Source organism: Streptomyces sp. NBC_01363 (assembly GCF_026340595.1).
Taxonomy (GTDB): domain Bacteria; phylum Actinomycetota; class Actinomycetes; order Streptomycetales; family Streptomycetaceae; genus Streptomyces.
In genome coordinates, this window is sequence record NZ_JAPEPF010000002.1 from 2,308,716 (window position 1) to 2,321,671 (window position 12,956).

At 66.5% G+C, this 12,956-nt stretch carries 11 protein-coding genes and 3 pseudogenes; 2 read left to right on the forward strand and 12 right to left on the reverse strand.

All coding sequences use genetic code 11. From position 1 onward, the window contains the following. Positions 1 to 7: 7 nt before the first annotated feature. The 6 genes and pseudogenes from OG611_RS38010 to OG611_RS38035 form a co-directional block, all read right to left on the reverse strand. Positions 8 to 256 carry an acyl carrier protein gene (locus tag OG611_RS38010; protein WP_266430893.1) on the reverse strand — a complete coding sequence of 83 codons (249 nt, stop codon included), beginning with the start codon at positions 254 to 256 and terminating at the stop codon, positions 8 to 10. Between the two features lie 3 nt (positions 257 to 259). Then, entirely contained in the window at positions 260 to 1,093 is an 834-nt protein-coding gene (fabD, locus tag OG611_RS38015) for an ACP S-malonyltransferase (protein WP_266430895.1), read from the reverse strand. A gap of 84 nt (positions 1,094 to 1,177) precedes the next feature. Beyond that, positions 1,178 to 2,107 (reverse strand): LysR family transcriptional regulator, encoded by a 930-nt coding sequence (locus OG611_RS38020; RefSeq protein ID WP_266430896.1) that lies wholly within the window; start codon positions 2,105 to 2,107, stop codon positions 1,178 to 1,180. 863 nt (positions 2,108 to 2,970) lie between these two features. Further along, positions 2,971 to 3,204 (reverse strand): annotated as a pseudogene (locus OG611_RS38025) (transposase); the annotation flags it as partial. A 66-nt stretch (positions 3,205 to 3,270) separates the two neighbouring features. Further along, positions 3,271 to 4,284, reverse strand: a pseudogene (locus OG611_RS38030) (transposase); the annotation flags it as partial. Between the two features lie 63 nt (positions 4,285 to 4,347). Next, on the reverse strand, positions 4,348 to 4,959 hold the full coding sequence (locus tag OG611_RS38035; protein ID WP_266430898.1) for a TetR/AcrR family transcriptional regulator: 612 nt from the start codon (positions 4,957 to 4,959) through the stop codon (positions 4,348 to 4,350). Positions 4,960 to 5,044: 85 nt separating this feature from the next. Between OG611_RS38035 and OG611_RS38040 the strand changes: the two genes are divergently transcribed. Further along, positions 5,045 to 5,800 (forward strand): class I SAM-dependent methyltransferase, encoded by a 756-nt coding sequence (locus OG611_RS38040; RefSeq protein ID WP_266430900.1) that lies wholly within the window; start codon positions 5,045 to 5,047, stop codon positions 5,798 to 5,800. 1,839 nt (positions 5,801 to 7,639) lie between these two features. On the opposite strand, the gene OG611_RS38045 is transcribed toward OG611_RS38040, so the two are convergent. Beyond that, positions 7,640 to 7,909: a GlsB/YeaQ/YmgE family stress response membrane protein gene (locus OG611_RS38045; RefSeq protein WP_266430902.1), complete on the reverse strand. Its 270-nt coding sequence runs from the start codon at positions 7,907 to 7,909 to the stop codon at positions 7,640 to 7,642. Between the two features lie 478 nt (positions 7,910 to 8,387). Here OG611_RS38045 and OG611_RS38050 point away from each other — a divergent pair, with 478 nt between their 5' ends. After that, entirely contained in the window at positions 8,388 to 9,221 is an 834-nt protein-coding gene (locus OG611_RS38050; RefSeq protein ID WP_266430904.1) for a PIG-L family deacetylase, read from the forward strand. Between the two features lie 196 nt (positions 9,222 to 9,417). Here the strand turns inward: OG611_RS38050 and OG611_RS38055 are convergent. The 5 genes and pseudogenes from OG611_RS38055 to OG611_RS38075 all read right to left on the reverse strand — a co-directional run. Beyond that, a pseudogene (locus OG611_RS38055) lies at positions 9,418 to 9,591 on the reverse strand (IS701 family transposase); the annotation flags it as partial. Next, positions 9,552 to 9,728, reverse strand: coding sequence for a hypothetical protein (locus OG611_RS38060; protein WP_266431480.1), 177 nt, complete (start codon positions 9,726 to 9,728; stop codon positions 9,552 to 9,554). The gene OG611_RS38060 and the pseudogene OG611_RS38055, both read right to left, overlap by 40 nt. 595 nt (positions 9,729 to 10,323) lie before the next feature. Further along, complete coding sequence (locus tag OG611_RS38065; RefSeq protein WP_266430906.1) at positions 10,324 to 10,449, reverse strand: hypothetical protein; 126 nt, start codon at positions 10,447 to 10,449, stop codon at positions 10,324 to 10,326. Positions 10,450 to 10,471: 22 nt separating this feature from the next. Next, positions 10,472 to 11,026, reverse strand: a complete 555-nt coding sequence (locus tag OG611_RS38070) for a carbonic anhydrase (RefSeq protein WP_266430908.1) — start codon at positions 11,024 to 11,026, stop codon at positions 10,472 to 10,474. Positions 11,027 to 11,725: 699 nt separating this feature from the next. Next, positions 11,726 to 12,880, reverse strand: coding sequence for a PP2C family protein-serine/threonine phosphatase (locus tag OG611_RS38075; RefSeq protein WP_266430909.1), 1,155 nt, complete (start codon positions 12,878 to 12,880; stop codon positions 11,726 to 11,728). Positions 12,881 to 12,956 lie beyond the last annotated feature (76 nt).

Genomic DNA, 12,956 nt, shown 5'->3' on the forward strand with positions numbered 1-12,956 from the left:
CGTCCTTCTACTTCGAGGAGATCTTCTTCTGTATGAATGCGTCGATCGTGGTGAGCGTTACGAAGACGTTTTCGAGTATGTCCTCCGCGCTGATCTTGACCGAGAACTCGGATTCCAGAAAACTCATCATCCTGACGTATCCGAACGAATCGATGACACCTGCCTTGAACAGGTCGGTGTCCGGTGTGATCACGTCGTCGAACTCGAAGAGGAAGCGTTCCTCTAGGTACTGCCGGATCTTTTCCGTCGTCGGCATGTCTCATACTCCAGCCTTGATTTTGTGCACCATCTGCGTAAGGGTGAAGCCCCCGATTTCGGTGAATTCGAGCCCCTCATCGCCGTCGAGGAGCGCGCGGACACTGTCGGTCCAGCGCACCGGGGCCACCAACTGCTCGGTGAGCATGTGTGCCACCTGTCCCGGCTCGTAGGGCCGGGCCGTGACATTGGAGATGACCGGTGTGGTGGGTTCGTCAAATCTGAACTGTTCGAGGAATGCGGCGAATTGCACGCGGGCCGGCTCCATGTACCGGGAGTGGAAGGGCGCGCTCACCCTGAGCGGCACGAAGCGGATGCCCCGTTGCTGCAAGGAGGCGTGCGCCGCGGTCAGTACGGGCGCAGTGGCCGCGATGGTCAACTGCGATCCGGTGTTGAAGCCGGCGATGTCGACGCCGTCGACGCCGTCCTCGGAGAAGATTTTCCGCAACTGTTCCGCCGACGTATCCATCACCGCGGTCATGCCGCCGTCGGAAGCCGCCGCCATCAGTTTCCCGCGCCTGGCGACCAGTCGCAGTCCCGTTTCGAAGTCGAAGACACCGGCCGCGAGCAGGGCGTTGTACTCGCCCAGACTGTGCCCCAGATAGAAATCCGCCGGCCGGTCCTCCTGGTGTACCCGCTCGAACATGTGCAGCGCGTTGACGACGTACAGGGCCGGCTGCGTGTACTCCGTGCGGGCCAGCAAGGAATCCGGGGCTTCCGTGCACAGAGAAACGATGTCGTATCCCAGCGCATCCGAAGTGAACTGCACAAGCCCCGGATAATGCCCGAAGACCTCGACCCCCATTCCTTTCTTCTGACTTCCCTGCCCCGTGAACATGACCGCTAGCACGACACTCCTTCAAACTGCGATAACTTGTGCCGGGAAAATCATGGGTGGAAACGTGCAAAATGCCGGTACTGGTCAGGCGGTCGAGTGCACGGCATGCCTTATCGAGATCGCCGATCGAAGCATGTCAAAGAAGGCTCTACCGCGGCTGCTCATGACCAGATCGGGCATCATGGCGACGCCGAGGGACGAAGGGGGCAGGACGTCGGCGATCTCGACTGCTCGAACGCTCCCTCCGTCGAAAGTTGCCCCGCTGGCAGCGCGTTGGTACATCAACGCGAACCCGGAACCAGCAGCCACGAGGCCGCGCATGGTCTCCAGGCTCGTCGTCGTGATCACCTGCGGCATGCGGACGCCGGCGTTGGCGAGCAATTTGTCGAAATGGCGGAGAGTGGCCGGGGTGTTCAAGGCGATGAGCGGTCGAGCGGCCAGTTCGTCCAGACCTACCGAGTTGGCCCTGCTCAGCGGGTCATCGTCTGCCAGGAGGGCGTAGACGGGCAAGTCGACCAGCGGGTGAAACCTGGAATCGCCCGACAGGAAATCGTATGTCACGGCTAATTCGCAGCGGCCGTCCTGCAGTAGGCCCAAAAGGTGATCAGCAGATTCCTCGTGGACGTTCAGTTGTAGCGCCGGATGTCGTTCTCTGGCCATCCGGTAGGTTAAAGGCAGGAGAAACGGGGCGATCGTAAAGAAGAATCCGACGTCGAGCTGTCCGACGGTTTCGCCCGCCAGGGCGTCGCCCCGTGCCTTGAATCCCCTGGCGTGCCCCAGCAATGCACGAGCCTCTCGGAGCAAGTGCCGGCCGCTGGGTGTGAGGGAGACGCCACGTGCATGATGACGGAGAAGCAACTGCACGCCAAGATGGCGCTCCAGCCGTATAACGGCCGCCGAAACTGTTGACTGCGAGGCGCACAGCTTCTCTGCCGCCTCTGAAATGTTGCCCAGTTCGGCGGACACCACAAAATATCGCAACTGCGTAAGACTGAAGCCCAAGTGATCGGTCACAGTTCACATCCGGAGATCTTTTCCTGGATTCTGACCATTCTGATTTCGTGTTCAGCGGTGAGCAGGTGGTCTCTTTGCCGGCAAGGGTCGGCCATCCTTGCCAGGGCGAACGGTGGTGCTCCTGCGATCTTCGGAACGTCAAGCTCTCGGGAGCGTTCCCCGTCGGTGTCCGGCTCTGTGTGCATCTGGATGACGAACAGGGCGTTGCCGCAGTCGGATTGGCCGCGGCCTGTGAATAGTCATGGTGACGCTTCGGGAGGAACGTGGTATTCGCGAGGGTGCGCGAATCCGGGGTGGGTCCCATCTCTCCGTGACGGCATAACAGAAGTGCCACGGGAGCCGAACCCGGCAGTCGACCCGGTCGAGAGTTTCGTTCCGCCACCCGGATAGGGCTTTCGTATCCTAGAGCGCCCAACCTTCTGGACGCGCTCCACGATTTGGACAATCACCAGGTGGCCAAAGGTCATCATCAATGGCGGTGGTCGAGGGTCGGCTGTACACCCCTCACCGGAGTGCTGAGGTGATTATCCCTGCACGTCCGGACCGTTTGAAGGGCGGGCTGACCATTGGAGGATGCCCTCCCCTCGCGAACGCCCCCCAACTTTCACCGGGAATCCACGTCCCGGCTGTGCGGGCTGTACCGTCGGCCGGCCCGTCGCCGAGGATATTCCGGCCAGCCGCGCCACGCGCCGTCGTCGGGGCGGCTGGCCGGTAACCACCCGTGTCCCAACCCTCGTTTGGACAACTGGACGGGAAATGTGAAGTCCCGGCCCGGCCGGCCCCGCCCGTCGCGCGCCCCTCGACGGCGTTGGCACGTCGGCAAGCTGCTCTCCGCCTCCGCCGGTGCGGCCATGCCGCTCAGCGAAACGCCGGTGAGCTGTCGGTCCGGACGGCCCGAACGACGCTGACGGCAACTGCTGCATCGAGCAGCCCGAGGTGACCACGAACACGATCGCAGCCAGTACCTCCCCGTCACCATGCCGACTCCGGCCACCGCCCTGAGGCCGCGACGGTGCCTCCGGCACCACCCGCTGGAACAACTCCTGCAACTCGTCCGGCGCCAGCCGCTCGGATCCCCACCACGACCGACAACGCACCGAGTCCGCCAATCGAGAGGACTTCTCAACGGTGTAGCTGATGTGGTGGGTGAGTCCGCTGAGGGCTGCTGAGAGGCGCCCGTCGAAGGCGAGGTCGAACGCCTGGAGGGCTCGCTTCCAGCGGCTGGTCCATCGTTTGCGGCCCTTCCCGGTTCGGTCGAGGCTCGTGATCGCGAGGTGCCCGCACTTCAGCGCGGCAGCCTCCGACGGGAAGTGGCCGCGGGCCCGGACGGCCCGGCGGATGCGTGCGTTCACGCACTCGATGGCGTTCGTGGTGCAGACGAAGCGGCGGATCCCGGCGTCGAACTGCCGGAGCGGCACGACCTCGGCCCAGGCATTCTCCCGGAGCCGCACGATCGCCGGGTACTTCTCGCCCCAGGTCTCGGCGAATTCGAGGAAACCGGGTGGTGGCCGCGTCCTCGGTCGGGGCGGTGCGGACAGGCGTGAGGGCCTTGGCGATCTCGTCCCAGTCCTGGCGGGCGGCATAACGGAACGACGCCCGCCGCGGTTCTTCAGCCAGGTCAGCCCCCGGAGCCAGTGCTTGGCGCCTTCCCCACCCTCGCCGACCCACAGGCCGAGGGGCCGGATCTGCCACTCGGACATGCCATCCATCACCGCGTCGATGATCGTGGAGAGGGTCGTCTCGGACACCTCCGCCCCATGGACCTCGGCGAGGTGAGTCGAGATGTCACTGTGCGTGAGGCCCTTCGCGGACAGCAACAGGACCCTCTCGTCGACGCCGGTCAGCCGGCGCTGCCGCTTCTTGACGATCTGCGGCTCAATGCCGCCCTCGCGGTCGCGGGGCACGGTGATCTCGACCGGGACGACGTCGGTCAGCGCGGTCTCGGACCGCGTGACGTTGCGGGAGTTGCCGCCGTTCTTGCCCGCGGGGCCGGGCCTGTCACAGCCGAGGTGATCGGTCATCTCACCGTCAAGCGCGGACGTCGGCAGCCGCGCGGTGCGCTGCCGGAGCAGCCCGCCCTCACCGGTCAACTGCAGCCCGTCGGTCTGGGGCCGGGCGACGAGTTCCTTGAGGAACTTCTCGTCCACAGCAGCTGGCGGACCCGTCTCCACGACCACGGTCGCGGACGCCTCCTTGGCTGTGTCCTCGCCGGTCACGGATGCAGTCCTCCATGATCGGAGTCACACCGTTCTCTTCACACTTCCTTCTCGTGACGTGGCTGTCCGATAGAGCACGGTGTCGACGATGAGGTCGATCTCCCGCGGACTCGGTGGCTCGCCGGTGAGCAGAAAGGTCTGCAGTATCAGAGCGGGACCAGTGCGAGCGGCCAGCGGGTGCTCGATCTCAGGGCCCAACTCGCCGCTGCGCATGCCCTCATGCAGGATGGCTTCGATGCGCTCAAGACGTGGCGCGATGACCCTGTCGGCGAACATGGCACGCAGGTCCGGCTCGCGCAGCAGGTCGACGATGAACTCGATGCCTGGTACGAGAGTTCTGCCGGCCAGCACACCACTGAAGGCGGCGAGGGCGTCGGCGAGGTTCTCCCGGGTCGAGCGCTCCGGGTCCGGCTCGGGCAACGGGGGCAGGGCGTAGCGCAGGGCGTCCAGAACCAGGGGTTGCTTGCCGGGCCAACGACGGTAGAGCGCGGCCTTGCCCGTGCCGGCACGGGCGGCGATGCCCTCCATGGTGAGTCGGCCATAACCGTTAGCGGCAAGCTCGTCGAGCGTCGCGACATAGATCGCCTGCTCCAGTTCCGCACCTCGGCGACGGCCGGGCGTTGTGCTCTCTGTCATGGACCCAATAGTAGACGCTGGCGTTCCTTCCTGCCTATGCTGACTTTAGTGAACAACCCCGTCTACTAGAAGAGGTGAGGGTTGGATGGCCGATCTGAATCCTGCACGTGACCACCAAGGCAGCCGGGAGCCGGCGCTGGATTTCGAGGCGGTGTACCAGGGGCGCGAGATCTCCTACGGAGCGGACGACCGCCGGTCGGACCTGATTCCGTGGGAACTGGACGCTCCCCAGCCGCTGGTCGTCGAGCTGGAAGCGGCGGGCGAGATCGCCGGCCCGGTTCTGGAATGCGGCTGTGGGCTCGGGGACAACGCCTTGTTCCTGGCCGGCCGCGGCTACGAGGTGACCGCCTTCGACGCCTCGCCATCTGCGATCGAGCGCAGCCGGGCCAAGGCCACCGCCGCCGGCAGCCCGGTGACGTTCACGGTCGCCGACGCGACGGAACTGCACGGCATCGGTGTCCCCGGTGGCTTCCGCACCGTCGTCGACAGTGCCATGCTGCACTGCCTGGACGCCGATCAGCGGCGGGCGTACCTCGCTGGGCTGCGTCGGGTGTGCGCGTCCGGTGCGAGGCTTCATGCCCTGTGCTTCCGCGACGAGTTGGCCGCTCGCCTGAAGATGCCGGCCAACATGGACGAACGCAGCCTGCGCGAGGCTTTCCGTGACGACTGGACGATCCGGCGCATGGAGCCCCGCCACTACAGCACCGGTTTGACCCTGCAGGCATGGCAGAACTTGGCGCCCGCCGTATCGGGCGCCTCGGAGCGAGACGACGCCATGGCCATCGATCAACACGGCAGAGTTCTGCTGCCGTTCTGGCAGATCACTGCTGAACTGACCTGATCGGCCACAGCCGAGCGACGGGGTCTTTCCCGGCGTGCCTGAGGAAGCACCCCGGCGCCGGTACACGATCCTGTCGTGTGCTGCTCGTCGATCACCGGATCGGATGTGGGGGCATCCAGATTGGTGACGACGAGAACCAGAACCGCAGCCGGTAGCCGCTATGGTCGGCTTGTCCTGAGCGGATCCGGACCGGAGAGATCCGGAGGTGGGATTGACGGACAACGCACCGCCGTCGGGTCGTCGGCAGTTCGCCGCGCGTATGGTCGAGTTGATCAACGCTGTGGGGCTGACACGAGCCGAGTTCGCGCGCCAGGCGGCCCTGGTCGAGCGGAGACTCGCGGAGCCTCCGAGGAACGCTCCGAGTTTCTCGGAGCAGCGCTTGAGTGACTGGTGTTCAGGCAAGAACGTGCCCAACGAGCGCGTCGTCATCGCCCTGGTCCGTATCTCTCGGTCGACCGGTGGCTTGCATGGCGACGCCTGGCACGGGCCGAGCAACCGGCCAATGCCCGCCTCTCGACCACAGCGCCCGTCGCCGTACTTACGTTGTGGCAGACGGCCGAGTTCCTGCGGTATCAGGAACGTATCCCCGAGGCCGATGCCTGGACCGAGGCTGCCGCCCAGGCCGGGGACGCGGCTGCGCTGGGATGGATCGCTTCCCGGTGGTGGGAGACAGATGCCGCGGGCGACCCGTGGTTCGCCAAGGCAGTGGACGCCGCGGCGGACGCACAGCCGCTCGTCGATGCCGCCGTCCACCTCTACGAGTGCGGAGACATGGAGCGGGCGCAGGCGTGGTGTGACTTGATTGTCGACCGGTTCCCGGACGGCCGAGCCGCCCTGGAATCCGCCTGGCGACTGGCCGATGTGGACCTGTGGGACGAGGCTCTGCGCTACTTCGAGAGGGCCGTCCAGGACGGGAACCTCGATGCCTACCGATCGGCCTGCGTCAACGCTGTCCACTCCCGCCGCTCGCGCGAGGCCGAGGTGTGGTTGAAGCCTGCCGTCACCACCGGCCGTACCAACCACCTCTTCGAGTCCTACGCTGCCGTGCCGGATGAGGACTGGTCGGACGCCGACGCATTCTTCCGAGAAGCCGTCGCGTCAGGCCTGGCTGAGGCCCGAGCCGCCTGGGCGTGGACGCTGGATGTGTCGGGCCGTACGGAGGAGGCTCTGGCCGTACTGGAACTGGTGCCGGAAGATACAGCGAATGCAGTCCTATTGCACGCACGAACGCGAATTGCCGGCCCTGGTCGTCGTGAACCGGCTGATCCACGCGGACCGGGCGAGCGAGGCGGGGCTGGTCTGCGTCGCGGCTTCGGTGTGAAGGAACGGCCGCGTCTGTTGCGTTTCTGTGCGGTGCGGGCCGCGGCGATCACGCCTGCGGTGACACGAGGCGGTTCGATTCGTCTATCGATGCGCTTCGGCCAATACGCAGTCAGGCCCAGAACGGTCAGGCACTGGGTATCTCGCAGATGCAGGCACCCCGCCTCCGCACCGCCATGGTCACCACCGCCTGAGAACCCGCCCAATAACGGTCCAGCCTCCCCTGCGGCCCCCGTTGGCCGGTGCCGGCGGCGGTTGTGCGTTCGGCGACGTGTCGCGCCTTGATCACAGAGCGATCAACCGAACGCGAGTGCCGTGACGAGGATCTCGACGTCGGTGATGGGGGTGACAGGACGACGAAGGCGAGGAACAGGATGAGTACTGCGCTGAAGTGTCTACGGTCCTTGTCCGGTGTCGACGGCACTCTCCGCAGTCCACCGCGATGACAAAATGCTTGTGGTGCGCGAGACGGCTCCGCCCAGGTAGGGCGGAGCCGTCTCGCGGTGGTGGGCGTACGGGTCAGGCGTGGCGGCGGTTGCCCGTGATGACGCGGTACAGCACGAGGAGAATGAGCGAGCCGACGATGGCGGCGACCCAGGTGGAGAGGTCGAAGAAGCCGTCGATGGAGTCGACGCCCAAGATGACCTTGCCGAGCCAGCCGCCGAGCAGACCGCCCGCGATACCGATGAGCATCGTGATGACGATGCCGCCCGGGTCCTTGCCCGGCATGAGCGCCTTGGCGATGAGGCCCGCGAGCAACCCGATGATGATCCAAGCAATGATGCCCATAGCGCCTCTCCTACCTGGTGGTAAAAAAACGGTGTCAAGGACCGTCTTTACCATGCCGGTGCTTTCAAACGTTGGTCGCGCAGTCTCTTGTGCGGTGGATGGGCGGGGGTGCCGATCAGTGCTGGACGGCTCCGCATCAGGGCCGAGCTAGTCGCTGCCCGCGGAGACAGCTGCCGGGGAGTCGTCGCCGACCTCGCAGCGCAGGATGTCGGTCCGCAGAGGCCGACGTTGCGCTGAGGCGTGCAGATCGCGCCTGTACCTCGTTCGCGTTGAAACTCCGATGCCTGGAAGACCAATGGGCTGCGCCGGGAACAGCCGGTCGGGCCGGTACGGTTGCATCGACCGAGGAACCGGCGCCGCACGGGCGGAGAACACGGAGACCACAGGGCCGGCCGCCCCACCAGGGTCCGGGCTCCAAGATCGCGGCGCGCCCGCCGAGCACTCGGACCAAGACGTATTTCTGCAGGAGGACTGTTTCATGACTGACCGGCCGTTGACGCTCATGGCAGTGCACGCCCACCCCGACGACGAGGCCACCGGAACCGGAGGGGTCCTCGCGCGGTACGCGGCGGAAGGCATCCGCACCGTTCTCGTGACATGTACCGACGGCGGTTGCGGTGACGGAACGGGGGGCGTCAAGCCGGGCGATCCCGGGCACGATCCGGCGGTCGTCGCCTCGATACGCCGCCAAGAACTCAAGGCGAGCTGTGACGTCCTGAAGATCAGCGATCTGGAGATGCTGGACTATGCCGACTCCGGGATGACGGGCTGGCCGAGCAACGACGCCCCCGGATCCTTCTGGCAGACCCCCGTGGAGGAAGGCGCTGTCCGACTTGCGGAACTCATGCGGCACTACCGACCCGATGTGGTCGTCACTTATGACGAGAACGGCTTCTACGGCCACCCCGACCACATCCAGGCCAACCGCATCACGATGGCCGCGCTGGAGATGACCGCGCTGACACCGAAGGTGTACTGGACCACGATGCCCCGCTCGATGATGCAGCGGTTCGGGGAGACCATGCGCGAGTTTCATGAGGACATGCCGGAGCCGGATCCTGCCGAGGCCACCGCGATGGCCGAGATCGGCCTCCCCGACGATGAGATCACCACGTGGGTGGACACCACCGCATTCAGCGGTCAGAAGTTCGATGCGCTGGCTGCGCACGCCAGTCAGGGCGAGAACATCTTCTTCCTCAAGATGGGCAAGGAGAGGTTCGGCGAGTTGATGGGCATGGAGACCTTCGTACGTGTCAAGGACGCCACAGGCGCGGCCGTACCCGAGAACGATCTCTTCGCCGGACTGCGCTGATCCCTTCGTCCGACCGGGGCACGGGAAAGCTGATCGGCCGCACGACGCGATCGAGCGGGTCACGCACTCGGAGGCTGGTAGCGGCTTTGTCGGGTGGTGTCGTAGGGCTGCCATGGGGTGGGTTGTCGGCATGTGGGGCAGGTGCCGGTCGAGGTTGGTGTCAGGTGTTGGGGGAGGTCCAGGGCCTGGTAGACGGTCAGGCCCTGGCAGGGACTTTTGGGCAGGTCCGCTGTTCGGTCAGAAAGAGGTGGGCGGCGGTGACGAGGGTGACGTGGCGGTGCCATCCGGTGAATGAGCGGCCCTCGAAGTGGTCGAGTCCGAGCGTCGTATTCAGCTCGCTGTAGTCGTGCTGAGACCGGCGCCTACCTTCGCGATCTCTTCGTCGATATGGCGGCGGCCGAACGGATCTACCAGCTTGGGGCGCAGGTCTTCCCGCACGAATGCGAGCAGGAACTCCAGCAGGTTGGCGGCGAGCTTTGGCTGCACGTGTTGCGCGCGACGCACCACGTTGAGTGTGTCGCGATCCTTGAACCGGCGACAAAGGGCGCCTGGCCTGTGGGTTCGGGTGGCGTGCGATATGCGCACCGTGGGCGTTGCGGGCGATATCTCGACGCATGGGCGACGCACGTGACGCACCTCCTGACGGGGCGCCACTCGGCTGATCCTGCAAGTCATGTGGGGCGGATGGCGCAGTTCCCTGGGGCCCGTCTTTGCGGAATCCTGGCGGAGATCAGTCTGGCTCCGCCATCGCTGATCGCGGCGCGCGCTGCCGCCGTGGTCCCGCGGGCCGGGCCGGTCTCACCGCGATCGGCACGGCCTCCCGGTCCGAGACGACCGAGTTCGCGCTCCGGCGTTCACCAGGTGATCGACCTCGGTCGACCGCCGGCGGAGCGGTCGACCGAGGTGGCACCCGAATCCCTTCGCCCAGGTTGCCCATGATGCTGGTGAGCGGCAGCGGCAGCGGTTACGTCGCCGGAGGCATGGATCCGCCGTCGCTGCGGTCCGAGGGAGCGCCGGGTGAGAACAGCCCGCGGACGAAGGGCAGGGTGTCCGGGAGCGAGGCCTTCATGGCCGGCTGTCCGTCGTGCTGCCGGTCTCCTGCTCAGGAAGCCGTGTCTTCGGGATCCTCGGGAAGGTGGGTGCGGTACACCAACTTGTCGGGGTGCCGGATGACCCTGGTCAGCCGCCAGGCGGCGTCGTACGGCATGAGTCCGTGGCGCAGGCGCATCGATCCGGTCCGTCCGCGGGGTCTACGGCCTGGTAGGCGCGCCGGCCAGGACTTCCACCTTGCCTGTGTCGAGCGAGTAGTAGGCGCCGGCCACGGCAAGGGTGCCCTTCGCCACGAGCGGGGCCAGGTCCTGGTTGGAGCGCAGGTCGGCCGCGGTCAACTCGACCTGCGCGCGGGCCATGGTCTCGACCGGGTCGGAGCCGCCCTCCCGGACTGCCTGCTCGTAGGCCGGCCGCAGAGCCCTGGCGATCGCATCCAGGTTGCCGGGGAGTGGCTTGCCGTCACGGATGGATTTGTAGGCTGCCGCGACGGCGCCGCAACGCTGATGCCCGAGGACCACGATGAGCGGAGTGCCGCTCGTCATGGGCCCGTACTCCACCGACCCCGTGACCACCGGGCCGACCGCCTCCCCTCCCGTGCGCATTACGTAGAGGTCACCCAGTCCGGTGTCGAAGAGGAGTTCCGGCGGCACCCGGGAGTCGATGCACGAGAGGATCGCCCCGAAAGGGTCCTGCTTCTGGGCCACGAACTCGCGCCGGTTCGGATCCCGGTCGGGATGCCGAAGATCTCCGTTCACCCAGCGTTCATTGCCGTCCATCAGTCTCGCGAATGCTTCGGTGGGCGTGCTCGGCCGCGCGTTTGGCGAAGTGCTGGCCGCCAGCGGTGTGGCGCTCGTCGATGAGCACCCCGTGAGCGCGACCGAGGCGACCACGAGTCCGCCGGCGAGCAGCGTTCTGCGATCCGGATGTTCTGATCCGTCCATCGGCGCTGTTCCTTTCAGTCCGCTGAGATGGGCATCTCGACCAGGGCGATTGTTCAGCGTTGTGTGGGAGCACGACGACAGGCGCAAGCGGGTGCGGCCCGCTGTGCCACCGACGGCCCACAGAACCGGCTCGGGCGGCTGAGTGCCTGATGCGCGTGCCGGGCCTGTGGAACGTGAGCCCACGCGGCGGATCCGAGTCCCCACGACGTACCGACCAATTCGCTCATCCACGCTCGTCACCCATTCATGGCTGTTGCCGTCCGGACCTCGTTGTGGCGTCCGACCGCAGGTCAGCGCGCGTCTGCCTGGGGATCCAGCTGAGCAACTCCGGGGAGATTCACATGCTCCCGTCAGGGGTGGTCGTACCGCCGGGTTCTCGTTCTGCGGGATCGAGAGGCCGCGGGGGCCGCTGAAGATCTTGCTCTCGCTGTCAGGTTCGCGCCAGATCACCGGAAAACCAACCGGTATGAACCGATGCAGGGCGGGCGTGATTTCAAGATCCTCAGAGCACTTCTATTCGGGCAGGTGGTAGATGGCGAGGGCCGCGGTGTCGTCGTGGAGGTGGTTGCTGCTGTAGATGAGGAGATCGTGGTGGAGGCGGTCGAGGAGTTCCCGGGGCTGGAGAGGGCCCCAGGAGAGGACACGCCGGCGGAGGGGGTAGAAGGCCCCGGTGCGGTCGCGTGCTTCGGTGACGCCGTCGGTGTAGAGCAGCAACTGGTCGCCGGGGCCGAAGGGGTACTCATCGACCCGGTAGTCCTCTGTGAGGTGCATGCCCAGGTTGAGGGGCGGTGCGGGGTCGGCCGTCTCCAGCTCAGTGACCCCGTCGGAGCGGATGAGGAGGGGTGGGGGGTGGCCGCAGTTGACGATGCGGACCACGCGACGGCGGGTGATCTCCGCGAAAACAGCGGTGACGAAGCGCTCGCCCACGTCGTTTCCGGCCAGGCGGGCAGCTCTGCGATTCATGCTCGTCTCCGCCCGGCGGGCAACGGCGGCCAGGTCGGGTTCGTCGTGGGCAGCCTCGCGGAAGGCGCCGAGGAGGGTGGCGGCCGTCTCGACGGCGGGGAGTCCCTTGCCGCGGACGTCGCCGATGACAATGCGGAGTCCGTACGTGGTGGGGACGGCCTCATACAGGTCACCGCCGATGCGTGCTTCCGCAGCGGCGGACAGGTAAAGGGCTTCAACCAGAAGTGGGCCGATGCGGTGCGGGACCGGGCTCAGCAGGACATGCTGCGCGATCTCGGCCACGAAGCGCACGTTGGCGAGGGTGCGTTCCCGGCGCACGCGGTGGGCAGCCAGGAATGTTCCGAGGACGCCGACCACAGCGGTGCTCAGGTAGGTGGCCACGTAGTGGCGCTCCCACACGTAGCTCACCGGGCGGCCCGCGCAGCACGGGGTGCCGGCCAGGACTCCTTCGAAGGCGATCGCGAACACGGTGACGCCGGCGACGACAGCGGGGCCGTGGGCGAAGGCTGCGATGACGGGGAGGGCGATGAGCAGGAAGCTCACCGGCCACTGCACCGGTGTCAGGGGTTCGAGCACCAGGATGCCCGCGACATAGAAGGCGGGCAGCCACCGCATCCACGCGGGCGCGGGCGGCACCTGCGGGCCCCCACCGCCGGGCGGCGCTGCCCAGCCACTCGCCGCCCCGGGGCGGCCCGGCCACCTCACTGCTCACTCCGTCGCAGAGCGTGCGGCGCAAGCGCGGACGCTGCCCGGTCGGAGGATGAATCCGCCGTGTGGGCCT

Bases quoted from the DNA above. Each gene is read 5' to 3' on its own strand.
- OG611_RS38010 (WP_266430893.1), bottom strand. From the start codon at position 256: ATGCCGACGACGGAAAAGATCCGGCAGTACCTAGAGGAACGCTTCCTC.
- fabD (WP_266430895.1), bottom strand. From the start codon at position 1,093: ATGTTCACGGGGCAGGGAAGTCAGAAGAAAGGAATGGGGGTCGAGGTC.
- OG611_RS38035 (WP_266430898.1), bottom strand. From the start codon at position 4,959: ATGACAGAGAGCACAACGCCCGGCCGTCGCCGAGGTGCGGAACTGGAG.
- OG611_RS38040 (WP_266430900.1), top strand. From the start codon at position 5,045: ATGGCCGATCTGAATCCTGCACGTGACCACCAAGGCAGCCGGGAGCCG.
- OG611_RS38045 (WP_266430902.1), bottom strand. From the start codon at position 7,909: ATGGGCATCATTGCTTGGATCATCATCGGGTTGCTCGCGGGCCTCATC.
- OG611_RS38050 (WP_266430904.1), top strand. From the start codon at position 8,388: ATGACTGACCGGCCGTTGACGCTCATGGCAGTGCACGCCCACCCCGAC.
- OG611_RS38065 (WP_266430906.1), bottom strand. From the start codon at position 10,449: ATGCGCCTGCGCCACGGACTCATGCCGTACGACGCCGCCTGGCGGCTG.